The organism is Marseilla massiliensis (assembly GCF_016899855.1).
Classification (GTDB): Bacteria; Bacteroidota; Bacteroidia; order Bacteroidales; family Bacteroidaceae; genus Prevotella.
Window position 1 is genome coordinate 1 of sequence record NZ_JACJJG010000038.1, and the last position, 25,245, is coordinate 25,245.

At 49.0% G+C, this 25,245-nt stretch carries 24 protein-coding genes; 14 read left to right on the forward strand and 10 right to left on the reverse strand.

The annotated features are described in order from the left end of the window. Positions 1–190 precede the first annotated feature (190 nt). The 4 genes from H6A34_RS08025 to H6A34_RS08040 form a co-directional block, all read right to left on the reverse strand. Positions 191–829: a carboxypeptidase-like regulatory domain-containing protein gene (locus H6A34_RS08025; protein ID WP_205104748.1), complete on the reverse strand. Its 639-nt coding sequence runs from the start codon at positions 827–829 to the stop codon at positions 191–193. After that, a complete protein-coding gene (locus tag H6A34_RS08030; protein WP_205104750.1) occupies positions 826–1,446 on the reverse strand; it encodes a radical SAM protein in 621 nt (206 codons plus the stop codon). The genes H6A34_RS08025 and H6A34_RS08030 overlap by 4 nt, the downstream gene beginning before the upstream one ends. A 150-nt stretch (positions 1,447–1,596) precedes the next feature. Next, the gene (locus H6A34_RS08035; RefSeq protein WP_205104752.1) at positions 1,597–2,661 is read right to left on the reverse strand and encodes a DUF1848 domain-containing protein; all 1,065 of its coding nucleotides are present in this window, start codon (positions 2,659–2,661) and stop codon (positions 1,597–1,599) included. Positions 2,662–2,714: 53 nt separating this feature from the next. Further along, entirely contained in the window at positions 2,715–3,935 is a 1,221-nt protein-coding gene (locus tag H6A34_RS08040; protein WP_021947069.1) for an L-serine ammonia-lyase, read from the reverse strand. A 387-nt stretch (positions 3,936–4,322) separates the two neighbouring features. On the opposite strand from H6A34_RS08040, the gene H6A34_RS08045 reads away from it, so the two are divergent. From H6A34_RS08045 to H6A34_RS08085, 9 genes are all read left to right on the forward strand, one after another. Continuing rightward, entirely contained in the window at positions 4,323–4,907 is a 585-nt protein-coding gene (locus H6A34_RS08045; protein ID WP_205104754.1) for a hypothetical protein, read from the forward strand. Between the two features lie 12 nt (positions 4,908–4,919). Next, positions 4,920–5,477 carry a cob(I)yrinic acid a,c-diamide adenosyltransferase gene (locus H6A34_RS08050; protein ID WP_021947072.1) on the forward strand — a complete coding sequence of 186 codons (558 nt, stop codon included), beginning with the start codon at positions 4,920–4,922 and terminating at the stop codon, positions 5,475–5,477. A gap of 59 nt (positions 5,478–5,536) precedes the next feature. Next, a complete protein-coding gene (locus H6A34_RS08055; RefSeq protein WP_021852076.1) occupies positions 5,537–5,758 on the forward strand; it encodes a DUF2795 domain-containing protein in 222 nt (73 codons plus the stop codon). Positions 5,759–5,951: 193 nt separating this feature from the next. Then, positions 5,952–6,890, forward strand: coding sequence for a PorP/SprF family type IX secretion system membrane protein (locus H6A34_RS08060; protein WP_205104756.1), 939 nt, complete (start codon positions 5,952–5,954; stop codon positions 6,888–6,890). A 4-nt stretch (positions 6,891–6,894) separates the two neighbouring features. After that, the gene (gene porK, locus H6A34_RS08065) at positions 6,895–8,349 is read left to right on the forward strand and encodes a T9SS ring complex lipoprotein PorK/GldK (protein ID WP_205104764.1); all 1,455 of its coding nucleotides are present in this window, start codon (positions 6,895–6,897) and stop codon (positions 8,347–8,349) included. Then, entirely contained in the window at positions 8,349–9,242 is an 894-nt protein-coding gene (gene porL, locus H6A34_RS08070) for a type IX secretion system motor protein PorL/GldL (RefSeq protein ID WP_205104766.1), read from the forward strand. Before porK ends, porL begins: the two co-directional genes overlap by 1 nt. A gap of 6 nt (positions 9,243–9,248) precedes the next feature. After that, complete coding sequence (porM, locus tag H6A34_RS08075) at positions 9,249–10,799, forward strand: type IX secretion system motor protein PorM/GldM (protein ID WP_205104768.1); 1,551 nt, start codon at positions 9,249–9,251, stop codon at positions 10,797–10,799. A gap of 110 nt (positions 10,800–10,909) precedes the next feature. Then, complete coding sequence (gene porN, locus H6A34_RS08080; protein ID WP_205104782.1) at positions 10,910–11,926, forward strand: type IX secretion system ring subunit PorN/GldN; 1,017 nt, start codon at positions 10,910–10,912, stop codon at positions 11,924–11,926. Positions 11,927–12,058: 132 nt separating this feature from the next. Beyond that, positions 12,059–12,700, forward strand: coding sequence for a porin family protein (locus H6A34_RS08085; RefSeq protein ID WP_021948404.1), 642 nt, complete (start codon positions 12,059–12,061; stop codon positions 12,698–12,700). Positions 12,701–13,039: 339 nt separating this feature from the next. On the opposite strand, the gene H6A34_RS08090 is transcribed toward H6A34_RS08085, so the two are convergent. Continuing rightward, the gene (locus H6A34_RS08090; RefSeq protein WP_205104770.1) at positions 13,040–13,750 is read right to left on the reverse strand and encodes a DUF3592 domain-containing protein; all 711 of its coding nucleotides are present in this window, start codon (positions 13,748–13,750) and stop codon (positions 13,040–13,042) included. 201 nt (positions 13,751–13,951) lie between these two features. Here H6A34_RS08090 and H6A34_RS08095 point away from each other — a divergent pair, with 201 nt between their 5' ends. Then, complete coding sequence (locus tag H6A34_RS08095; RefSeq protein ID WP_205104772.1) at positions 13,952–14,431, forward strand: RNA polymerase sigma factor; 480 nt, start codon at positions 13,952–13,954, stop codon at positions 14,429–14,431. Between the two features lie 19 nt (positions 14,432–14,450). Then, entirely contained in the window at positions 14,451–15,056 is a 606-nt protein-coding gene (locus H6A34_RS08100; RefSeq protein ID WP_205104774.1) for a hypothetical protein, read from the forward strand. A gap of 154 nt (positions 15,057–15,210) precedes the next feature. On the opposite strand, the gene tsaE is transcribed toward H6A34_RS08100, so the two are convergent. The 5 genes from tsaE to H6A34_RS08125 form a co-directional block, all read right to left on the reverse strand. Then, a complete protein-coding gene (gene tsaE, locus H6A34_RS08105) occupies positions 15,211–15,624 on the reverse strand; it encodes a tRNA (adenosine(37)-N6)-threonylcarbamoyltransferase complex ATPase subunit type 1 TsaE (protein WP_205104776.1) in 414 nt (137 codons plus the stop codon). Between the two features lie 165 nt (positions 15,625–15,789). Continuing rightward, entirely contained in the window at positions 15,790–17,424 is a 1,635-nt protein-coding gene (porX, locus tag H6A34_RS08110) for a T9SS response regulator signal transducer PorX (protein ID WP_205104777.1), read from the reverse strand. A 37-nt stretch (positions 17,425–17,461) separates the two neighbouring features. Continuing rightward, positions 17,462–20,914, reverse strand: coding sequence for a type IX secretion system periplasmic lipoprotein PorW/SprE (gene porW / locus H6A34_RS08115; protein ID WP_205104779.1), 3,453 nt, complete (start codon positions 20,912–20,914; stop codon positions 17,462–17,464). A 59-nt stretch (positions 20,915–20,973) separates the two neighbouring features. Further along, entirely contained in the window at positions 20,974–22,227 is a 1,254-nt protein-coding gene (locus H6A34_RS08120; protein WP_205104781.1) for a 3-phosphoshikimate 1-carboxyvinyltransferase, read from the reverse strand. A 415-nt stretch (positions 22,228–22,642) separates the two neighbouring features. Then, positions 22,643–23,092 carry a nucleoside deaminase gene (locus H6A34_RS08125; protein WP_021948395.1) on the reverse strand — a complete coding sequence of 150 codons (450 nt, stop codon included), beginning with the start codon at positions 23,090–23,092 and terminating at the stop codon, positions 22,643–22,645. A 144-nt stretch (positions 23,093–23,236) separates the two neighbouring features. Between H6A34_RS08125 and H6A34_RS08130 the strand changes: the two genes are divergently transcribed. The 3 genes from H6A34_RS08130 to pyrH are packed head-to-tail and all read left to right on the forward strand — an operon-like array spanning position 23,237 to position 25,164. Continuing rightward, a complete protein-coding gene (locus H6A34_RS08130) occupies positions 23,237–23,599 on the forward strand; it encodes a YraN family protein (RefSeq protein WP_021948394.1) in 363 nt (120 codons plus the stop codon). A gap of 59 nt (positions 23,600–23,658) precedes the next feature. Then, complete coding sequence (locus H6A34_RS08135; protein ID WP_338088643.1) at positions 23,659–24,399, forward strand: biotin--[acetyl-CoA-carboxylase] ligase; 741 nt, start codon at positions 23,659–23,661, stop codon at positions 24,397–24,399. A 54-nt stretch (positions 24,400–24,453) separates the two neighbouring features. Then, positions 24,454–25,164, forward strand: coding sequence for a UMP kinase (gene pyrH, locus H6A34_RS08140; RefSeq protein ID WP_021948392.1), 711 nt, complete (start codon positions 24,454–24,456; stop codon positions 25,162–25,164). The last annotated feature ends 81 nt before the right edge of the window (positions 25,165–25,245 follow it).

The window sequence follows — 25,245 nt, forward strand, 5'->3', positions numbered from 1 at the left end:
GGAGAGTAGGAGGCCGCCTTTTTTCAAGTTAATAGAGTATCCCCGCGAGGAGTTTTCCTTGCGGGGATACTTTTTTTGCCCAATGGGCTTATTGGGCTGATAAGGCCAGTGGGGCAAATATGCCTAATGGGCCTAATAAATCAGGTAAGCCTGATAGGCCTAATAGGCCGGATGGGCTTATAGAGGATGGCTAATGCGTTGGGGCTGTTGTTTTCTTTATTACTTTTATTTCTCCTAATAGAGTTTGTGAGTCGTTTAGCGTGATGTTGCTGTTTGTTTTAAGTTCTTTTGCGGTTAGTACTTGTTTGTCGCAACCGATATAACTTATTTCCAATAAAGAATTGCGGGGGACTATAATTGAGTACTCCCCATTGATATTTGTTAATGCTGTTAGGTTTGTTTTTGTGGTGTCCAGGTTAAGCAAAGTTATCAGTGTGCCCGCAAGTGGAGTGTTATTGTCTTGGTAAGTGATGATTCCTTTTATTTTTATTATGTCTGTGCAATCTTGTGATAAGTCAGTTGTCTTTAATGGATAGGTTTGTTGTAATGTATCTTTTTTATGTATTGTGCTGTCGTGGTATTGTGCAAATACAGGTTGAGAGGCACATAATGTTATGGCTATTCCAGTTAGTTTTAGGGGCAGGCCTGACTTTTTTCTTTGAATAAGTTGTTGTTCGAGATATTTCATTTCAGCTTCACACGCAGGGCATGTGCCTGAGCAATCACCTGTGAAGTTACATTCACGCGGTTTGTAGACGATGCCGTTTTCTTTGCTAATAAGCTGGCGAACAGCTTTCAGTGTGTCACATATTCTTTTCCCTTTTTTCATGGTTCATGCTTTTTTATTATGTATCTGAACATGTCGAAGTTCCTGAATCCCATCTCTTTAAGTTTTTCCATGCTTGCTTTCCTGTCATTATCAGTGTTATAACCTGGGATGAGCGGAAGGCGTATTGTTACTCTTTTGGGAGGTATGTTGTCGGCAAGCAGGTGGAGGTTGGTAAGTAATTGTCGGTTGTCATGTGATGTGTATGCTTGGTAAATGTTGTTGTTTAAGTCTTTAATGTCGATAAAATAGTGGTTGATGAACGGCGCCAAAGATATAAGTCGACTGGTGTCGGCGTTGAGTGATGTTTCTATCGAAATTTTCCATTCGGGCTTTGCAATGCGGCAAAATTCCTGTATGAAGCTATTATGTAATAGAGGTTCGCCGCCACCGAACGTTATGCCGCCGCCGGTTGCAATGAAATACAGGTTGTCTATGGAAACTTCTTCATAAAGTTCATCGGGCGAGATGACCCTGCACACCGTGTTTTCGCTGAAGCATTGCGGGTTGATGCAATACTTGCAACGCAGCGTGCAGCCGTAAAATGCCACAAGCGTGGTAACGCCTTGTCCGTCGGTGTTGATACGATGTCGCTGGATACCTATTATGGGGGCCGTCATTTAGCAAATATAAGACTTTTAAATTATAACTTTCCACGAATCAGTAAGACAAGAAGATGTACAACCTTATCTGTAGATGTCTACAATGTCTTGTGCCGTCAGACCGTCATGTTGTTTTATTGCTTATGAGTATGTATTTGTCATTCAGGATTATTTCCCGGTTATAGTTTCTCCTTTTGGGTTGTAGTTATGCATTTTCCAGTTGGCCAATGCTGCCTGCTTGCTTGTGTTTGCGTAGCAATATTCGCACATATGCGGGCATGTGTTGTATTCCCCTATGTCTTTCGCGGCCATGCAGAGACATGCTTTTCGTTGACCCAGGTCTTTCTTGTGTACGCTGTAAAAGAAGTGACCGTCGGTAAGGGCGATGGCGTCATTGTCAAACATGTCGCCTGCTACGGGGCCGCCTTTGCTTATTGTAACGCCCATGAAGTCCATGAGAGCCTTGTCACGCCATGCCAGCCGTACAATAAGGTCGCCGTCAATGCAGCGGTTATGGGTTATACCGTGTCTTCCGAGGTCAATGTTTTCGCCGCATGTGGCGAGTTGTAGCCCCCAGCCTTCGTCGGTGTTTAGCCCTGATATACGTTCGGCTACCTCTTCCATTTGGCTTTCTTCCCACTCATGGTAAGGGACGTTATTGCGTTCGAGGTTCAAGCGGACTCTCTTGTAAGACATGATGTCGGCGAAACTGAATACCAGTTTTTCGGTGTATTCATGAATTTGCGAGCCGATACGCCTGATTTTCTCCACCAAGTCGTCAATGGTTATATCGTCAGAAAGGACAAGCGGGTCAAAACGCCATATGACGGCGGCTTTGCCCAGCCGACGTGACAACTCCTTGAACGTCTCAATGCGTTGTGCCGTCGGCGGCACGCCTGTTTCCAGCCTTTCCGTCTCATATTCGTTAAGAGTGTATTGTATGTAGCAGCCTATGCCTTTCTTCTCCAGCGTGTTGAGGTATGGCAAGAGCGGGGCAGGATTTTTAGACCAGAACACGATAAATCTCGTGTTCTGGTAAGACACGTGGCTTTTCACTCCGTTGAACGGGTTTCGCCATGTCGAATACCCTACATCCAGCCGATGGAAGAACCAGTCGGCGTAAAATGCAGGTATGTCAGTGCTTCTGCTTGCCGAGACAATTGTCGGAGCGAAGGCTGTGGCCATAGTGCCGTCTTCGAGTGTTATTTCAGTCTTGTATTGTTTGTTCGCCATGCTGGTTGTCTATGATTTTTGAACCATGCATGCGGTAGGCCGGACGATATGTGTCAGCGCATGCCTTTCGGGGCAAGTATTTTGGCCAATCCTCCGCTGCCAGTTTCCTTATATAGCGATGGAATATCGTGCCCAGTCTGTTTCATCACGTTTACGACCTTGTCGAACGACACACGGTGCGTGCCGTCAGAGAATGCCGAGTAGAGGTTGGCGTCAAGAGCTCGCGTTGCGGCAAAGGCGTTGCGTTCTATGCACGGTATCTGGACGAGGCCGCATACGGGGTCGCATGTCATTCCGAGGTGGTGCTCAAGCCCCATTTCGGCCGCGTACTCTATCTGCGACGGGCTGCCGCCGAACAACTGGCACGCCGCTGCGGAGGCCATGGCGCATGCCACGCCTACCTCTCCTTGACAACCTACGTCAGCTCCGGATATTGACGCGTTCTGCTTCACGATGTTGCCTATGAGACCTGCCGTCGCCATGGCGTGCAGAATGCGTGTGTCATTGAAGTTGTGCCCTCTCGACAGATGGTAAAGTACGGCCGGCAACACTCCGCATGCGCCGCAGGTAGGCGCCGTTACGATTGTTCCTCCCGACGCGTTCTCCTCGCTTACGGCCAGTGCATAGGCATAAACAAGCCCGCGGGTCTGCAACGACTGTTTGTAACCTGACGCCTTGACGTAGTATGTCGGGGCCTTTCTTGCCAGGTTAAGCGGGCCGGGCAGACGTCCCTCGGTATTTATTCCGCGCTCTACCGAAGCCTGCATAGCCCGCCATGCCTCCATCAGATAGTCCCATATGGAGCTGTCCTCGCACTGGTCAACGTATTCCCAATAGCTGTGTCCCGTTTTCTCACACCATTCCATCATTTCTGTCATGGTGTTCATTCCGTACACTTCCGGCGTGTCGAGTACGCCGCTGCCGCCTTCGCCTTCAGACAAGGCGCCTCCGCCTATGCTGTAAACTGTCCATTCGTCAGTTACATTACCGTCGTAATCCTTGGCTTCAAATTTCATGCCGTTGGGGTGGTAAGGCAGGAAAACCTGCGGTTGCCATACTATCTCAACGGGCGCTATCGGCTGTAGAACATCATTGATGGCCACGTCGGTCATGTGCCCTTTTCCGGTGCCAGCCAGGCTGCCGTACAGCGTTACGGTAAACGATGCCGCGTCGCCGTGTTTTTCAAGAAACATCTTGGCCGCCTTCTGAGGTCCCATGGTGTGGCTGCTCGACGGTCCCTTACCTATTTTATATAATTCTCTTAAAGATTTCATAGCCTACTGTGTTTTATCAAATTTTATCGCAAAGTTAATCTAAAAAGGCCATAAAAGCAAGTATGCGGAGCGTTTTATTTAGCATTGTAACGACCGTTTAACATCCCCTTGCGTAACATGTTGGTAGCCAATGCGTTACAAAAGGCCGTCTTTTGTGCTCTAAAAGACGGCCTTTTACAGGTTGAAAGGCGGCCTTTCGCGTTGTGTTTTGCCGTCTTTAGTCGGGCAGGAGACTTAAGTCGGAGGGCGGACTGGAGGTTTGACATATTCATTTATGTTTCGTTTTTCCATGTTTTTCTTTGAAGTTTAGCATGCTTTTCGTATATTTGCATTAATAAGTTTCATTTAGGCGCCTGCCCGTGGGCACGGCATTGTCATAAAGTAAATATGTCGAGGATAAGGCGGATGTTGGTATGGCTGGGCAGGATATGCCATTGCAGGGGCTTCGGCGTGCAGTCGCCTTGGGCTTACCGCATGGTGCGCTATGTCATTAACGAGCATTATCCATATTACGCTTACGCCGACTTGAAGGCAACGTATCCAGACATGGGCGTGGAGATGCGCAAGGTATGCGAGCTTTGCTTGCGCCTGGCCAACAGCGTTAGGCCGTCGCGGGTGGTGGCTTTCGGCGTAGCCGGTGAGGCTCTCGGGAGTTATGTCAAGGCCGGTTGCAGGCGTGCTGATTATGTTGTTGTGGCTTGTAGCGGCAGCCTTGAGTGCATGCGAGGTGCCGAAATGGCAGTTATTGCGCCGTGCGATGGGTTCGAGCATGTGTTCGCTGCTTTTTCCGGCGGAGCCGTTGACGGCTCCGTGGCCGTGCTGCTTGACATCGGGCGCGACGGAAGGGCGCGGCGCTTATGGCGGGATACTGTAGCAGGCCGCCAGGGAGTGGTAACGTTCGACCTTTATTATTGTGGTCTCGTGTTCTTTGACCGCAAGCGTTACAAACAGAATTACGTGATTAACTTTTAACCGTTTACGACTATGAAGATAACAAAAGTGTACACAAAGACCGGCGACGAGGGCATGACGAGCCTCGTGGGCGGAGTGAAAGTGAAGAAGACCAATTCACGTATAGAGGCTTACGGTACCGTTGACGAATTGAGCGCCAACCTCGGCTTGCTGGCCTCGTTTATGAAAGACGGTCCCGACAAGAACGTAATCTACCGTATACAGCGCAACCTTTTTACCGTGTGCTCATACCTTGCGACGGACAAGACCCAGACTAAGCTGGCGCCGTCGTACACGCTCGACGCGGCCGAGGTAGAGCTGCTCGAGAACGAAATAGACAAGATTCTGGCCGGTATCCCGCAGCAGACGGCGTTCATCCTGCCTGGCGGCTCGCATGAGGCCGCTATCGCCCATGTATGCCGTACGGTGTGCCGGCGTGCCGAGAGGCGTATCTTTTTCCTCGCCGAGACGACCAAGCTCGACCCCGAGGTATTGCAGTACGTCAACCGACTGTCAGACTATTTGTTCGTTCTCGCCAGGAAATTAAACTTTATTGACGGTGTAAGAGAAAAAACATGGCAGAAAGCTTGATAATAAGAAAAAATATATTACTTTTGTGCCCGATAAAAAACACTTAAAACTTAAAGGTTATGTATTGGACACTTGAATTGGCTTCAAAACTCGAAGATGCGCCATGGCCCGCAACGAAGGACGAGCTGATTGACTACGCAATACGCTCAGGCGCCCCTTTGGAAGTGCTGGAAAATCTACAGGAGATAGAAGACGAAGGCGATGTGTACGAAAGTATTGAGGATATATGGCCTGACTATCCTACTAAAGAGGATTTTCTTTTCAACGAGGACGAGTATTGATTAAGTTAAGAATTAAGAGTTAAGAATTAAGAAAAAAGCCTCATTATTTATTTCATTACGCAAATAACAAGAGCATTTTTCTTAATTCTTAACTCTTATTTCTTGATTTTTTAATTCCCTGCTCTTAAATCTTGATTTTTTTTATTTCTATCCCATAAGCGCAATAAAAGCGTACATCCCTCGTTATAATGTCGTGCGAAGACGTCTTTTCATCATATTTGCAGTCCTGACGCTTGCCGTCTCCAAGGCCGGTGCCCAGTATGACGTGGCGTTCAGCCATTATTGGGATCTTGAGCCGTATTTCAATGCCGGGGCGGTAGGCAAGCAACAGAAACTTAATGTTGCGGCGGCTTACGCGCTAAGCTTCGCTGGCTTCGAGAACAATCCGAGGTCGATGTACGTCGGTGCGGACATGCCTTTGTATTTCCTGAAAAACTATCATGGGGTAGGCGTATCGTTGCTCAACGACCAGATAGGTCTGTTCACCCACCAGCGTATAGCCCTGCAATATGCCTATAAGCATCGCCTTTTCGGCGGTATGCTTAGTGTCGGCGTTCAGTTAGGCATGCTTAGTGAAGGTTTCGACGGCTCGAAGTTGGATGTTGAAGACTCCGGCGACCCCGCCTTGTCAACGTCTGACGTCAACGGCAGTGCCTTCGACATAGGTCTCGGATTGTATTATACACATGGCCCGTGGTATGCCGGACTGTCAGTGCAACATCTCAATTCGCCCCTTGTCGCGCTTGGCGAGACAAACGAACTGAAGATAGACGCTACGTATTATTTGACCGGAGGATACAATATTAAATTAAGAAATCCGTTTCTTACTATACACCCCTCCGTGCTTGTCAGGACTGACGGGTTGATGTGGAGGGGCGACGTGTCGGGGCGGCTTGTGTACACCAATGATAAGAAAATACTCTACGGAGGCTTATCATACAGCCCTACCAATTCGGTGACAGTGCTCATCGGTGGCAGTTTCCACGGCGTACACATAGGTTACAGCTATGAGGCATATACGTCAGGGATAAGTCTCGGCAACGGCAGCCATGAGCTGATAATAGGTTATAAGACGGACATTAACCTTTTTAAAAAAGGGAGGAACAAACATAAAAGCGTGAGAATATTATAAGAATATGAGGAAAACAAAAAGCATAATTGCGCTCGGCATAGTAGTTCTGACAACCCTCACCGGATGTTTCGGAGGTCGCATGTCGTCCACTTCAGGGCGAGGCGGCGAGGTCGTCGGCGTAGGAGGCAAGAGCTTCAACGAGCCGACACCATACGGGATGACACTCGTCAAGAGAGGATTTCTCAAGATGGGACTTGAGAAGGACGATTCGCTATGGGGCCGCCAGGCGCAAAACAAGGAAATATCCGTTGACGGTTTCTGGATGGACGAGACTGAAGTAACCAATTCGGAGTATAAGCAGTTCGTGTATTGGGTGCGTGACTCAATCCTGCGTACGCGCTTGGCAGACCCGGCGTACGGAGGTGACGAAACGTACATGATAACAGAAGACAAATACGGAGATCCCGTAACGCCTCATCTTAACTGGAAGAAGGCTCTGCCGCGTAAACCCAACGAGGATGAGTTGAGGGCCATCGAAAGCCTGTATATTACCAACCCGGTTACCGGAGAGAAGATGCTTGATGCCAGCCAGATGAACTATCGTTACGAAGTTTATGACTATACGGCTGCCGCTTTGCGCCGTAACAGGCTTGACCCGAGCCAGCGCAACCTGAATACAGACGTAGAGGTGAATCCTGATGAGGTCGTAATGATATCGAAGGATACTGCATACATAGACGACGAGGGACGCATCGTGAGGCAGACTATTGACCGTCCGCTCAGCGGTCCGTGGGATTTCCTCAACACATATATCGTGAATATATATCCCGACACGACGTGCTGGGTCAACGATTTCGTCAACTCGGATAACGAAGTATACATGCGCCAGTATTTCAGTAGCCCTACTTATAACGACTATCCCGTAGTAGGCGTGACATGGGAACAGGCCAATGCATTCTGCGCATGGCGTACCGAATATCTGCTTAAAGGACTTGGCGGAGAGGCAAAGTATATACAGCGTTACCGCCTGCCGACCGAAGCTGAATGGGAATATGCGGCCAGGGGTAAGGAAGGTACGGAGTTCCCATGGGAAAACGTTGATGTAAAGAATGAGGATGGGTGCTTCTACGCAAACTTTAAGCCCGACCGCGGTAATTATACAGAGGACGGAAACCTTATCACGAGTCGTGTGGGGCTGTTCTCGTCAAACTCAAACGGACTTTATGACATGGCTGGCAACGTAGCCGAATGGACCAGTACGACATACACGGATGCAGGTATCGAAGCCATGAACGACCTTAATCCGGAGCTGAAGTACAATGCAGCAAAGGAAGATCCTTACCGCTTGAAAAAGAAAAGCGTGAGGGGCGGTTCTTGGAAAGACCCCGAGTCGTATATACGTTCGGCGTGGCGCACCTGGGAATACCAGAATCAGCCGCGCAGCTATATAGGTTTCCGTTGCGTCAGAAGTCTGGCTACAACCACAAGCAGTAAACAAAAAGGAAAGAAGAGAAAATAATGACTGAGTACAGCAAATATAACATTATATACCGTCTTCAAAGATGGTTGGACAGCGTTCCGGGACAGACGTTCCTGAATTATGCTTACAGTTGGGGTGCCTCTATTGTAATTCTTGGTACCTTGTTTAAGCTCACTCATATGCCGGGAGCCAACCTAATGCTCTACATCGGTATGGGTACGGAGGTTATAGTGTTCTTTATTTCGGCATTTGACCGTCCGTTTGACAAGACTGCAATAGGTAAGGAATTGCCCACGCATGTCACTGATGAGGCTTATGATGAACAGGAGGCGGAGGATGGCGACCTTCAGGAAGGCATGCGCCAGGCACCTGACGGTGTAGCGGTTCAGCCGGGTATGGTTGCCTATGTCGGTCCGGTAGTTGGTGGCCCGGCCGTAGCTGGTGGCACTCAGGGTGGCATGTCGCAGGGCAGTGACGCAGCTGTGGCAGCAGGAAATGTGGAGCTTGGCTCAGCGGAGGCTGGTGATGAAACTGCCGGACGGCCTGTTGCCGTTGGCGCTCAGCCTGTAACTTGGATGTCAGGACAGCAACAAGTGTCGCCAGAACTTGAGGAAGCTACGGTTAATTACGTAGAGGAACTGAAGAAACTTACTGAGACTTTGGCTAAAGTTTCCGAGCAGAGCGCACGCCTGACGCGTGATTCGGAAGAAATGGAGAATCTTAACCGCACGTTAACAGGAATCTGCAAGGTATATGAAATGCAACTAAAGGGCGCAAGTTCACAAATCGGAACAATCGACCAAATCAACGAACAGTCGCGTAAGATGGCGTCGCAGATAGAGCAACTGAACAAGATCTACGCCCGAATGATTGAGGCAATGACCGTTAATATGCGTGCCGCCACAACCAACGGAAACAACTCTGAAGCATAATAAGGAATGGCAATAAAGAAAAGACCGGTATCTCCTCGCCAGAAGATGATAAACCTGATGTATGTCGTCTTGATGGCAATGCTTGCGCTTAACGTGTCAACGGAAGTACTTGAAGGCTTTTCGCTGGTTGAGGAGAGTCTGCAACGTACTACCCGCAACTCAGCCTCTGAGAATGCTGCGATATACGGAGACTTCGAAGCACAGATGAAAGCCAATCCCCAGAAGGTGAAGGAGTGGTTTGACAAGGCTACGACAGTGAAGCGCATGAGCGACTCGCTGTTTGACTATGCACAAGAATTGAAAGTCGCAATTGTCAAGGAAGCAGACGGTGATGACGGTGACGTACTTAACATAACCAGGAAAGACGATTTGGAGGCTGCCAATCAGGTAATGCTGGCTCCTGGTACAGGGCAGGGCAAGAAGTTGTTTGATGCCATTAATTCGTTCCGTGAACGTATATTGACGATGGTTACTGATGAACGGCAACGCGCCATAATAGCGAGCAACCTTACAACAACGCTGCCAAAGGGAGCGAAGACCATGGGGAAGAACTGGCAAGAGTACATGTTCGAAGACATGCCGGTTGCTGCGGCAGTTACGCTTTTGTCAAAGCTCCAGAGTGACGTACGGTATGCTGAAGGTGAGGTTTTGCATTCTCTTGTGGCAAATATTGACATGAAGGACATACGTGTCAACAAGCTGAGTGCTTTCGTTATACCCAACGCACAGACGATTGTGCGTGGCGACAAGTTTTCGGCACAAATCGTGATGGCAGCTGTGGACACAACACAGAAGCCTAAAATTTATATCGGCGGACGTGAAGTGAACTTGCGTGACAACACCTATGAGATAGTGACAGGGCGGACCGGCGACTTCAATCTTTCTGGATATATTACCATGCAGAATGGCAGTGGCGACGTGATACGTCGTGACTTTTCCCAGAAATATACTGTTGTTGACCCAAGCGCGACCGTGTCTGCCGACCTCATGAACGTGCTTTACGCCGGATATAATAACCCTATCAGCATAAGTATTCCCGGTGTTCCGCTTACTAAAGTGTCTGCAACCATGACTGGCGGAACTCTCCAACCGACGGGTCCCGGTAAGTATATCGCGCGTCCGTCGGCCGTAGGACAGGACGTTACTATTAATGTAATGTCATTACAGACAGGCAGCGCAAGACCTGTGGGAGGCTTCACTTTCAAAGTGCGCAAGCTGCCAGATCCTACGCCGTATATACAGATTGGTGATGACCGTTTCCGTACCGGTGGGCTTGCAAAGCGCTCGCTTATGGACGCAAAGGGCATAAAGGCGGCTATTGACGACGGCCTGCTTGACATACCTTTCACGGTTTTAGGCTTTGAGGCCGTGTTCTATGACAACATGGGCAACGCCGTACCGATGGTTTCAAATGGTGACAGTTTTACGCAGAGGCAGCGTGACACGTTCCGAAGATTGGCACGTAACAAGCGTTTCTACATAACCCGTATTACGGCAGTCGGCCCTGATGGAATAAAACGAACGTTGCCCGCGTCGATGGAAGTCATCGTAAAGTAAGTTTAGAATCACGAGTTAAGAATTAAGAATATATGATGAAGTTATCGTTTTTACATAATCATCACGGTTGCAGCAAGGCCGTTGGCGGTTCGTTGTTGCGTATTTTTGCCATGGCTGTGCTCATGTTGTTCTGCTGTGTAGACATATTGAACGCCCAGCCGGCAGCACGCCGTAGGGAGCAACAGCGGCGTAATGCGTCTGACGCCCAAAACCTTACTACGCGTGCACGCATTTCTTTTCCTGTTGCGGCAAAGATGTCGGAAGACGTCGTATGGCGGCGTGATGTATACCGTGAGATTCTGCTTGAGGAGGACGCCAACGCCCCGTTGTATTATCCGGTAGAACCTGCAGGTTCGCAGATGAACCTGTTTACATATTTGTTCAAGCTGATGATGAGGGACATAATTGGCGCTTATGAGTACAGGCTTGACGGCAACGAGGTGTTTACGGACTCCGCCAAGGTTAATAAAAAGGCATTTATCGATAACTATCATATTTATTATGAACGTACTAACCGTGGCATAACGATAGACGACAGCGATATTCCATCGCGTGAGGTCAAGTCTTATTATATTAAGGAAAGTGCCTATTACGACCAGTCTTCGTCCACGTTCCATGTAAAGCCGGTGGCTCTTTGTCCGGTATTGTGGCGTACTGACGACTTTGGTGACGGTGAGCAGAAATATCCTTTGTTCTGGGTGGAGTATGACGACATAGCTCCTTACTTAAGCAAGCAGGTGGTGATGACGAGCAACCTGAACAATGCGGCGACAATGAGCATGGACGATTACTTTACGCAGAACATGTACAAGGGCAAGATATACAAGACGGCGAACATGCTGGGGCGTACACTTGCGCAATATTGTCCTACCGACTCCGCGCTTGCCAAGGAGCAGCGCCGCATAGAGAACGAGATAGCTGCATTCGAGAAGAATATCTGGGGCGACCAGGCTCGTAAGGATTCGCTTGACAGCATAGCCAAGACCGAGGTGAAGGACAAGAAGGCGAAGAAGGCAAAGCGTAACCGCAGGGCTTCCACTTCAGTGCGTAAGCGCCGTTCGTCAAGCTCTTCTTCGTCAGGTAGTTCACCCGCTGCACGCGTTACGGTGCGCAGGCAACGGCATTGATTAATGCATAATTCATAATGTACAATTTATAATTAAACAAATGTCTATGTTGCTGATGGCCATAGCTTTGCTGTGATTTGTGCATTATGGATTATCGTTAGATATATCATTAACCACTAAAAATTAAACAAAATGAGAAAAATCCTTACTCTGGCTGTTGTCGTAGCAGCCACTTTGTTTGTAGTTCCTGCCCAGGCTCAAATCAAGTTTGGTCTTAAGGGAGGTCTTAACATAACAGACATGTCGTTCAGCAGCGACGTGCTCAACACGTCTAATCGTACTGGATTCTTTATTGGTCCTACGGTTAAGTTCACGCTGCCGCTGCTCGGTTTCGGTCTTGATGCGTCTGTTCTTTACGACCAGCGCGAGGCCGAATTTGACGATGTTTATGGCGATGACGATGAAATCATCCGCGGGCAAGTAATCAAACAGAAAGCCATCAATATTCCTATCAACCTGCGTTACGACATCGGTTTGGGCAGTCTTGCGGCTGTATATCTTGCTGCTGGACCTCAGTTCGGTTTCAACATCGGCGATAAGAACCAGTCGTTTTATGACGACATGATTGGCTGGAAGTTGAAGACCTCTAACTTCAGCGTCAATCTCGGTGCCGGTGTTATGCTGTTGCGCCACGTGCAGGTAGGTTTCAACTACAACATCGTATGCGGCAAGACGGGTGAAGTGTCAGCGCTCGGTACGGCTGGCGACGTGGTTGAGGGCATAGCCCGCGGTCGTTCAAATACATGGCAGATTTCGGCTGCGTACTACTTCTAAGCGTACGAACCTAATTTTTTACGGATATTAAAGGATGTGGCGGAGCATGTGTGCCCTGTCACGTCCTTTTTCTTTATGTGGTGTATTTATCTGGATGTTTTTATTCGATAGCACGGGTAGAGGATAAACCGTATGCCTGACAAAAACGACATACGCTTGTAGGACAGAATACGGCAGTATAGGCTTTGTTTATTGGGGGTATGCCGGCAGGATGCTGGATGCCGTCTTTCGGCTTGTAAAATGCCGTGTATTGCATGGTAAAATGCCGCCTTCCGGAAGCTGAAAGACGGCATTTTGCAATGTTGCCGCAAGCTGGTGTATATTTGCGCAACAACCGTTCTATCCCACGACACTGTCAACGTCGACATAATAGAACGACGGGTCTTCGCGGTCAATATACACCTTGATTTTCTTCTTTGGCGTTATGTCATAGCTGCCGTACCATGACGAGCTGCTGCGGAAGAGGTAAACGCGTCCTTCAGGAGAAGTGTATCGGCAGCTTATGATGATGGGATGGCGGCCGTCCATGCTCATGTACATGTTCTCGCTAATGTCGGTTATGTCGGCTTCAACCATCATGCCTGTGTTAATCAGGCGCATAGTTTTGCGCTTGCGTCGTCTTTGCGCAAGGAGCAGTGCGGCTCCCATGCCTCCGAACACGAGGGCCATCACTGCCGATAGTATTATTATAAATCGGTTGCCGGCAATGTAGCGAGCCTTGCGCGGGTCAGCTTTCAGGTAGTTTATTGTTATGGTGTCGCCTTTGTGCAGCGATGTAGACGTGTAGTTGAGGCCGCAGGTGTGCGTCTGTCCGTTGGCGCTATACCTTACGATGGTGGTGCCGGTCATGTCGCTGCCGTGGTAGGCCACGTTGATTATTACGGCCTGTGCAGGACATGACTTGCCCTTAAACAGTGACGTGTCTATCGCGACGTAAGCGCATATTGCAGCCATCACTATGCCCGTAAAAGTGAATATTCCCCCGAAAACACAGCCGGACGGCAGCCTTTTTTTCCTGCTTGTGGTTGTTGTATTGTATTTGTATGGCATAAGATTTGTGTTTATATAGTTTACATCGCAAATTTACTTGCGTGATATTTCTTTGTTGTTGCAAAAACGTGTAAATGTTTTTTTGTCGCCGCGTGGCTGTGCATTACGATGTCTTTTTCTTGAAAAAAGTGTTTTCTTGGTGTAGTCTTTTGTTGTTTACATGCGTCTAAGTGGTAGAAAGAAATATTAATACAAATGGTAATGACAGATAAAGAGGCTCGGTTCAGGCGAATAATACATGAGAACAGGGATACGATTTATGCCGTGTGCTACATGTTCTCCAAGGATGCGGACGAAGTGGACGATTTGTTCCAGGATGTGTTGATAAATCTTTGGAAGGGTCTTGACAGTTTCGGTGGACGTAGCAGCGTGCGTACCTGGATATACCGCATAGCCCTGAATACATGTATCTCGGGCCAACGAAAAAGGAAACGGCAGCATAGCGTGCCCTTGACAATGGACATTAACCTGTTTGAAGACGGCGATGACGATACACTGCAGGTAAAGATGTTGTATGAGCGTATCAACAGTCTCGGGCTGTATGACAGGGCGCTAATCCTGCTTTGGCTTGACAATATGAGCTATGAGGAGATAGGAGCGGTGATGGGTATATCTGAAAAGAACGTATCCGTAAGGCTTGTCAGAATCAAGGAGAAGTTGAAGAACATTAACGATAAATGAATAAATGGAGGTATTGAAAATGGAAACGAGAATCGAAGCTGACGTAATTGAGATGATGAAGTCACAGATGGCCGTGCTGAAACATAAGCTTGAGAGCCAGTCAATCCTTAACGAGAGGCTGATACGCCGCGTGATGCACGCACGCATGCAATGGGTGCGCAAGGTTGTGGCTGTCAATGTCTGCATGTGTGTGCTTGTCATAGCTTTTGTTTATGTCATGATGGCCCGTTATGGCTGGTCGCCTGCTTTCTTCTGGGTCACGGTTGCGTTGTTTGTTGCCGTTGCGGCTGCAAGTATATGGGTTAACGTTTACGGTCATGTGGATTTGCTTGAGGGCAATCTTGTTGAGGCCGGCAGGGCCCTTGTGAGAATGAAGCGCTTGCGGACGCAAGGACGTCTGGTAAAGCTCCCATTGGGTCTGGCTTGGGCCTGCTGGTATGCTATCGAGGCTATGGATTTTGCCGAGGCAGTAGGCTTGGAGCGTGGCAGAATGTTGTTGATAATTTGCCTGGCGGGAGCCGTAGGCTTGATTATCGGGCTTGTGGTGTTCAATAAACTTCAGCGTGCCAATGACGATATTATTGCTCAAATAGACGAACTTACAGGCAGCAAGGACAGACCGTAATGCCATGTGGCGGCGGTGTTGGCAGCTAATGTGGATTAAGCAGGCAAGGCATATACATTCATTCCGCGTGCTGTGGAACAGACGTATATGCCTTGCCTGCTTTGATATTAGTTTTCGTTGGTACGTATGAGGCTGTAACAGTTTGCGCGAGAGGTTAGAATCTAACTGTGCGTGAGCCGTCACCGTCCTCTTCGATTGTCACTTTCGTGGCGTCGTCAGGCAGCAGTCCTTCTATAAGTTCGGGCCATTCGATAAAGCAGAGGCTGCCGCTGTAGAAGTATTCTTCGTATCCCATGTCGTACACTTCCTCTATTTTCTTGATTCTGTAGAAGTCGAAATGGTAGATAGTGTCGCTGGATGTTTCGGACGTGTATTCGTTGACGATGGCGAACGTAGGTGATGTTATGACGTCTGTTACACCCAGATTTTCGCATACGGCCTTGATGAATGTTGTCTTGCCTGCGCCCATTTTTCCGTAAAAAGCGAACACGCGGCCCTTGCCCATGTTGTCGATGAACGTACGGGCGGCGAGGTTGATGTCTTTGAGATTGTTGATTTTTATTTCCATATCCTCTTCTTATGTTGTTATCATGTAGTTAAAGTAGTTAGAAGTAGTTAAAGTAGTTAGAAGTCATAACTCTTCCGCTAACATTTAAAATGCAGGAGTAATGACTTTAACTACTTAGCGAACGTAGTGAGCGATAACTACTTTAACTCCTTTAACTACTGTATTTCATCTTTTTCTTGCCCTCATTGTTACCAGCGGAACAATCATTTCTTCCATGGATATACCGCCATGCTGGAATGTGTCTTTGTAGTATGACACGTAATAATTGTAATTGTTTGGGTAGGCGAAGAAGGCGTCGCCAGTAGCGAATACGTATGACGTACTGAGGTTCGGGGCAGGCAGCATGGCCTTGTGGGGTTCTTTTATTGTGAACACTTCTTTCGCGTTGTAGTTCAGGTTCTTGCCGAGTTTGTAGCGCAGGTTGGTGTTCGTGTTGCGGTCGCCGATTATCTTGATTGGCTTAGAGGCGCGAATGCTGCCGTGATCAGTCGTTATTACAATGGTGAAATTGCTTCGTGACAGCATGCGGAAAAGCTCGGCAAGCACGGAATGACGGAACCAGCTGAGGGTTATGCTGCGGTAGGCCGACTCGTTGTTTGCCAATTCGCGTACCATTTTCGACTCCGTGCGGGCATGGCTCAACATGTCGATGAAGTTGATTACAAGCACGTTCAGGTCGTTGTTTTTCAGTTCGTTGAATTTCTGCATGAACTTGTCTGCGCCGGCAGAGTCGTTAATCTTGTGGTATGAGAATGTGTCATGCCGGCGGAAACGCTCGAGCTGTGTCTTTATCAGTGGCCCTTCGTTAAGGTTTTTGCCTTCTTCCTCATCCTCGTCAACCCACAGCTCGGGGAACATTTGCGCTATCTTTACGGGCATTAGTCCGCTGAAAATAGCGTTGCGGGCGTATTGCGTGGCCGTAGGCAGTATGCTGATGTATGTCTGTTCGTCCATGTCAAACATGTCGCCGATTTCCTGTGCCAGCACGCGCCATTGGTCAAAGCGGAAGTTGTCGATAACTATCATGAACACTTTTTCGCCTGCATCAAGTAGCGGAAATACCTTTTTCTTGAAAATATCGATACTCATCAACGGACGTTCTCCGTCCTTATTCCGGTTGTTTTGCGGCTTCTGGTGGTTCGTGAGGAGCCTTTGCGTGGACTGTGGCGGAGCTGCTTGTGTCGCGATAATGTCTTCCATCCAGTCCATGTAGTGTGCCTTTATGTATTTTGCGAATCCATTGTTGGCCTCCTCTTTCTGCATTTTCAGCATTTCGGTCATGCTGCTGTCCGTATTGCTGAGCTCGAGTTCCCAGTGTACAAGCCGTTTATATACGTCCATCCAGTCCTGGTATGTCCTGCAGTTGCCAATCTGCATGGCAATGTCAGTAAAGCTTTGTTGGTATCCGCTTTGCGTTATCTCTGTCACAATTTCCTTGCGGTGTATGTTCTTTTTCAGTGATAGGAGAATTTGGTTGGGGTTTACGGGCTTTATAAGGTAGTCGGCTATCTTTGAGCCAATTGCTTGGTCCATGATGTTCTCCTCCTCACTCTTTGTTACCATTACCACCGGTGTAGCCGGTGATAGCTCCTTGATTTTCTGCAAAGTCTCAAGACCGCTTAGTCCGGGCATCATCTCGTCGAGCAGGATAAGGTCGAAAGTTTTTTGCCTGCATTGGTCAATGGCGTCAGTACCGTTGGTTACGGTAACTACGTCATACCCTTTTTTCTCAAGGAAAAGAATGTGAGCGCGGAGCAGTTCAATCTCGTCGTCAGCCCATAAAAGTAATCCGTTGCTCATTGTCTTATTTTATTGTTGTTACGTTGAGGCCATAGCCTTAAAACCCGTCAAGTTCATAATATTCATCTTCCAGGTCGTATCCGTCCTGTCGGTTGTCCTCGTTCTTTTTGTTGTTATTGTCTGTATTGCCGTTGTTTTGGTCGTCATTAAATTCTATGATGAACTCATTTTCCGGTAAGTCGGTCTGCTGTTGAGGCGTAACCGTTGGCTTCTGTTGTGCCGGTTGAACGTCTTTGTTTTGGCTCCCAGGCGTCGGTGTTGTGGCAGTGCGCGGTTTATCGTCTTGCTGCCTTTCCTCTATATCAAATGTATTGCCACTGTTTTGGGGTGTTTCGTCCTGTCGGTTTTCCTGTATGTCTGTAATTACTGTTGTGCCGTTATCGTCCAGGTCATATTCGTTTTCCGGCGTTTCTTCAATTTCAGGAATTACGGTTGTTCCGTTGTCTGGAGCGATGTTGCCGGATGGTTTTTCCGTATGGGGAGCGTTGTCTGTATCTTGAATAACCGTAGTATTCACGTTTTGGCCACTGTTTTCTTCCTGTTGTGGTTGTTCCACATCAGGTATTATTATAGTGGTGTTGTTTGTTGGGGCTGCAGGTTGTTCGTCTTCAATGAACAAGCCGCCCTCTATCACTCCTCCATTATATAACCCGTTGTCACCGTTATTGTCTCCCTCGCCGCTTGGTTCATATTCTATTGTTGCAGGTTCGGTAAGCAGTCTTACCGTACTTATGCGTAGAGGTACGAAATGTTGTTCGTAAAATTTCTCGTAATCGTTATAGCTGTATTGCGTACCGAGTAGTTCAAGGTTGGCGTCACTGATTACTATCGGACGGGCCTTTTGCGTGAGTTCTGCTATATTTTGGTTGTCGTGCAATTGTCGTGCGTATTGCAGAGCTTCGTCATAGCTTTTGAATCCGCTTACTTTCATGCGGTGCAAACCGCTGTGATCTTCGATTGTTATGTCGAAGTTTCTTACGATGAAGTTTGTGAAATTAAACTTTGCAAGCTCAAATAACAGCTTGTTTTCCTTTACTGAATCCGGAGAATATACGAAAAGGAACGAGAAGTCGACATTGCGTTCGGCCACGAATTTACGTTCGGCTATTGAGTCGCTGTCGTTAAGAATGACAGTACGCCGTTCCCAGATGTCGCTGATGTCAAACTTTCCTCCGTATAAAGTACGGCCGGCTTTCACTCCGTTAATTATCATTCCGGCCATTTCGCTTACATCGCTTTGAGGATATTTTTCCACAACTTCCTGCATATCCTTGACGCAACCGTCGGCGTCTCCGCCGTTGAGTTTTGACAGTCCGCCTATAAATATGAATTTGTCACGATTCGCACCGAGGGGGAAACGTTCGGCAGATAGTGATGTGTTGGCGCTTACTTCGTCGAATCTGTCAGCTTTGAATGCTTCATAAGTAGCGGCATAAAGCGAATCCTCGATGTGTACACCGAAGCGTGCGTTCTGTTCGAAGTTGGGGTCAGAGAGCATAACGGTCCACTGACTTTCAGGAAATTCCTGCTTCAGGCGGTTGAGGAATGTCTGCGCCATGGCAGTATCATTACGCCGTGAATATAGCAGGAATAGGTGGTAGTAGGCGTCATCAAGGTGCTCATAATCCTTATAGTTGTCGGTAAGTCGGCGCAAATTCTTTTCGCTTAGCGCAAGGTTGTCGAGCTTGTCCTTGAATATTACGCCAGCATGATACAGTCCGTCTTCAATGATTTTGTTGCTTTCAGCCGTCTGTTCCGGCGTGAACGGTATCTGTTTTAAGTAGTATTCGCGCATATGCGGGTTGTTTTGCGCGCTGTCAAGCGATTGTTCTATCGAGTCTTGCATGGCTTCTGCCGCCGCAATAGAGTCGCGTTGCTCGTCAGTAAGTTCCTCTGGCCCGTTGTTTAGGGCTACAACAGTTTTGTTGACGCGTTGCCAGTCGTCAACATTTTCGCGCCTTCCCCATAATTTCTGGAATGTAGCTTTACCTTGGCTAACGGCCGTCGGGTTATAGAAATACCATGTACCGTTTTTATCTGTTGAAGTATTTGTCGTGTTATTTTGCACTGCGTCGTTGCCAATGGCGCCCTGCTCGGCCAAGTATTGTTGGGCTTCAAGCTCAGCTTGTGCGTCCCGTTCTTCCTTTTCCTTCTTTTTCAGGGCTTCGATTACACGGTCGATGGCGGCGTTACGTTCGGCTTCGGGCATTTTTGCGAGTGCCTGAAGCGAGTCTTGTAGGTGTATAGCGTCAGTATATGGCACGAGCTCATCAAGAACCTTGGAACGTTCGGACAACTGTTCGTAGTCCTTGCGTTCCTTGTCCAGCAGACCGATAGCCTCTCCATAACAGCGCCTAGCGTTGCTGTAGTCCTCGCGTTCCCAATACAAGTCACCGAGCTTCAGCAGCAACACACCTTTTTCAATACCGCTTCTTGTTGCCTTGGCGTTGCCTTGTTCGTAGGCGGATATGGCGTTTGTCGTATCTTTCTGGTTAAGGTAAATGTTGCCTATGGCATAGTAAACCTGGTCAAGATATTCCTTGTTATTGTCCGATGCGGCCATTCGCCGTAGTTTCTTGAGCATTTTCTTTGACTGGCGCATGCCCATGACCTCTGTCATTGCTATGCGCGCGTTGAACGCGAGTTCATACGGGGGATTGAGTCTTACTACACGCTTGAATGCCTTGTATGCTTTCTCTTCATTGCCGAGTGCGGCCTCGAGCTGTCCCATGAGATACCATTCGCGTGCCTTTTGCTTGCGTCTCATTTCGTGTTTGATGACCTTTCTCAGGTATGGAATGGCCTCGGCATAGCGTCCTGTGTGGATGTAATAGTCGGCATAGGTATAATCCCATTCCTTACGTGCCCTCCAGTGTATTGAGTCACGGCGCATTTTTGTTATGACGTCCTCGGCATCATAAATCCAGTCCTGCTCAATATAACATTTTGCCAGCCATGCCCTTGCGCGCCCGTATATTGCAGGTTGGGTGGAGTATAGGCGGCTCATGTAGGCAAATGTCGACGCAGCTTCGTCAAAGTCGCCCTTCATGAATTGCGAGCGGCCCATCAGCAGCCATGCTTTCCACAAGAACGGGTTGTACTCCTTGCGGTTAAGCCATTCTATGTCACGCTCGGTTTTCTTGCGGCTTTTCGTCCATTTGGGGCGCCGTTTAATGCTGTGCAGCTTGATGGCCTTCTGGCATTTCTCGATGGCCCGGTCGAAGTTAGACTCTCCCAGACTGCGGCTTTCGCGATTGCCAACGGTGTACAGCGGTATCATCTCGGTGAAGTTGTCCTTGTTACCGTTCTCCTTTTCAAGTGAACCTTCGATGTACGCTACCGTACCGTTATAATAAGTATTGTACCGTGCGGTAAAAGAATGCCACCAACGGCTCTGCGGAGTGTTCTTCTCCGTAGAGCAACTTATGGCCGTCATGATGATGATGACGGCCACGACGGGTATTATATGTCTTGTGGGGTTGGTGCGCATGCGTCGGTTAAATAACGGTATAGACGGCTGTTTATTGCGTTCCTGCGTCTGTTTAGGGCTTATTCTGCCCCGTCAATGATGAATCCTGCCTGCCTCAAGTCATCCCAGAAGTGCGGGTATGACTTGCTGACTACTTGCGGATTGTCTATTTTCAGCCCCGGGAATGTTATCGAGGCAGGCGCGAAGGCCATAGCCATGCGGTGGTCTTCGTAAGTGTTTATGACGATGTCGTCAGCAGGTTCGCAGCGTTCTCCGTCCCAGCTTAGCTCGCCTATGTCCGTCTCGCGTATTATGTACCCCAGTTTGCGCATTTCCGTCTTGAGGGCTTCCACACGGTCGGTCTCTTTTATCTTCAATGTGGACAGTCCGGTAAACCTGAACGGAATGTCTGCCAGGGCGCAGCATACCACGAATGTCTGTACCATGTCCGGCTGGTTGATAAAGTCGTAGTCGAGCCTTGGGGGCTTTGTCTCGACACGTTTCAGTGTTACCGTGGTCGGCACGTTTCGTTCGCGTGTCTTGAAAGTTGTCCTTACGCCGAGCATGTTGAAGAGGTATTTTACTGCCGAGTCGCCCTGGCGTGAGCCGTCGGTCAGTCCTGTAAGCATGATTTCCGACTCTTCGTCGTGCCCCAGTACGAGCATTTCATACCAGTAGGAAGCCGCGCTCCAGTCGTTTTCTATGTAGAAGCCGCGCTGTGCGTAAGCTTTCGGTTTTACGCTTATCGTGTCTACATCGCTCCATTCGGCGTCAGCCCCGAAGTCCCTCATCATGCACAGTGTGAGGTCTATGTACGGGCGCGAGATGATTTCACCGTTCAGTTTCAGTTCCAGTCCGCCCGCCAGTGTCGGCGCTATCATCAACAGCGCCGATATGTATTGCGAACTGATGTCGCCCGGCACCTCGATGTGTCCGCCTTCGAGCTTGCGCCCTCGTATGTGCAGTGGCGGGTAGCCATCGCGCTCCACGTAGGTTATGTCGGCGCCTATGTACCGCAGGGCGTCCACGAGAGCCTTGATAGGGCGTTGCTTCATGCGCTCCGTGCCGGTGATGGTGTGCTCGCCGGGTGTGGCTGCCAGGTATGCCGTCATGAAGCGCATGGCCGTGCCGGCGGCCTTTATGTCTATTACGGCAGGCATGCGTTCCAGTGCGTCGAGTATTACTTCCGTGTCGTCACAGTCCGACAGGTTGTCGGGCTTTATCGTGTTGCCGGCCAGCGCGTTGATTATTAGCGCGCGGTTGCTTACGCTCTTTGAGGCCGGCAGGTTTACCGTAGTGTTGATTCGTTCGGGGGCTGTAAGGATATATTTCATAATTCGTCGTGTTCCGGGTTCACGTTTTTACATAACAAGGCAGCGCCGCGGTGACCGTGCGGCTTGCCATATGGCTTATGCAAAGGTACGTCAACTTGAAGACAATACAAAATAAAAACGAATAAAAAATCTGAACGCCTGAACATCGGCGTTCGCCCTGTTGCAGGCCTTGGCGTAAGTGTTTGTTATGCCTTATGCCGCAGGGCTTTTGCCTGTCATGGATGAGGCTGGTTGTAAAAGACGGCCTTTCGCAACGCAATTGATGGCCTTTTACCTTGCGAATGGCCGTCTTTTACACGCCAAAAGGCCACCTTTTGGAATATGGGTGCTAATCTTTGCTGCTGGAAAGTACCGCCTACGGGGTAATAACCGTAGTGTATTGGCAGGTTAAGATCATGTCCGTCTTTACCGTAGCTTACCGTCTTGACCTGAAAAACTCTTGCATCAGGCGGCGGCATTCATCTTCAAGTACTCCTGCTGTAACCGTTGCCTTGGGGTGAAGGGCTGCCGGGGCGAAGCGCACGAAGCCTCGCTTTTCGTCGCCGGCGCCGTAAACCACGCGCTTGATTTGTGCCCATCCGATGGCGCCTGCGCACATAACGCATGGCTCTACCGTTACGTATATGGTGCAGTCGGTAAGGTATTTGCCTCCAAGATTGTCCGCGGCGGAGGTAATAGCCTGCATTTCGGCGTGTGCCGTAACGTCGTGCAAGGTTTCAGTAAGGTTGTGCGCCCGTGAGATAATCTTGTCATTGCATACGATTACGGCGCCTACCGGTATTTCACCGGCGTTATACGCGACCTCAGCTTCGGCCAGGGCCTTGCGCATATACAGTTCGTCTTTCTGTTGCTGGGTATCTTCCATGTTACATTTCGTAATTATATTTTATGCAAAAGTACCAAAAAACGCACCAATCAGGTGCCTTTGTAACGGAAAAATTGTACTTTTGCATATAGTTATTCGTGAAGAGGAGACATCTGATTCCGTCATTCATAACGATAAAAAGATATGGCCGAACATAACGAAAGAGGACGGTGGGGCGAACAGAAAGCAGCCGAATATCTTGAGCATAAGGGCTACAGGATTCTTTGGCGTGACTGGCGTGACGGCCATCGTGATATAGACATCGTTGCCGTTGACGCCGACCAGTTGGTTATAGTGGAAGTGAAGACGAGGCGCAACAATGACTATATGGAGCCTGAACAGGCTGTGGACTTACGCAAGATGCGCAGCCTCGGCATTGCCGCGGATAAGTTTGTCAAGACCTACGGCATAGAGCTGCCCCTGCGTTTTGACATCGTAAGCGTGATTGGTACCGGCGACAACGACTGTGTTATACGGCATATTGAGGATGCGTTCATGCCCTGGTGACGTAAGGATACTGGCATATTGCGCATTTTTTACACCTAATATTTATAATCAGACAGACTGTGGATATATTCAGAATACGCCTTGACGAGACTGACTCGACCAACCGTTTTCTCCGTGATTACCGTGGAGAGGAGGGTAGGGTGATGACTGTCGTAACGGCAGATAACCAGACGGCGGGGCGCGGACAGGGGCGCAACACTTGGGAGAGTGAGCCCGGACGCAACCTGCTTTTCAGCGTAAAGACTTACCCGAAGGGGCTTGACGCTCGCCGGCAGTTCGTAATGCTCGAGGCCGGCGCACTGTCAGTGCGTGACGCCTTGTCGGCGTATGCTGACGGATTTACCGTCAAATGGCCTAACGATATTTACCACAACGACATGAAAATAAGCGGAACGCTGTCTGAATGTACCATCGTTCACGGCCTTGTTGGGAGCTGTATAATGGGCACGGGGATAAATATCAACCAGCGAGAGTTCATAAGTGACGCGCCCAATCCTGTGTCGTTGGCGCAAATCTTGGGGCATGACGTCAGTCGTGAGGATATTCTTGACGATGTGTTGGAGCGCTTCGGGCGTTATCTCAGGATGGTGGATAGCGGCGAATATGACGGCGTTCAAGATGCGTATCTTGCATCATTGTACCGCCGCACGGGGCTTCATGGGTATCGTGACGCCGCCGGCGGGTTCATGGCAGAGGTCGAAACGGTGGAGCCTGACGGACATCTTGTACTGAGGCTTGGCGACGGAAGCGTGAGAAAATACATGTTCAAGGAGGTTGAGTTTTGTAAAGTCAATGGATGATGGCCTGTGAATAATGACATGTTAATCAAGTATCGACTATAAAAACAGTGATTTATGGCAAAGTACAAAAGAATCTTATTGAAGCTCAGCGGCGAGAGCCTTATGGGCAAACAGCATTTCGGTATTGACCCGGAGCGCCTTTCCGACTACGCACGTCAAATCAAAGAGGTGCATGATATGGGCGTTCAGATAGGCATAGTGATAGGCGGCGGCAACATCTTCCGTGGTCTCAGCGGGGCCGGTAAGGGCTTTGACCGCGTCAAGGGAGACCAGATGGGCATGTGCGCTACGGTCATCAACTCGCTCGCTCTCAGTTCGGCGCTCGGCGCTTTGGGCGTAAAGAACAAGGTGCTGACGGCCATCCGCATGGAGCCTATCGGCGAGTTCTACAGCAAGTGGAAGGCTATTGAGGCTATGGAGGCGGGGTATATCTGCATATTCAGCGCCGGGACGGGCTCTCCTTACTTTACAACGGACACGGGAAGCTCGCTCCGTGGCATCGAAATTGAGGCCGACGTAATGCTCAAGGGCACACGTGTTGACGGCATATATACGGCCGATCCCGAGAAAGATCCTACCGCAACGAAGTTCACCGACATAACTTACGACGAGATATATACCCGCGGCCTGAAGGTGATGGACCTCACCGCAACCACCATGTGCAAGGAGAATAACCTGCCGATATACGTGTTCAACATGGACGTAGTAGGCAACTTGAAGCGCGTGATGGATGGAGAGGCCATCGGAACGCTGGTACATAATTGATTGGAAGGTGAGAAAGTGAGAGGGTGAGAAGGTGAGAAAACAAGTCAAGTATAATACATCAACATGTAATTTCTTATTATT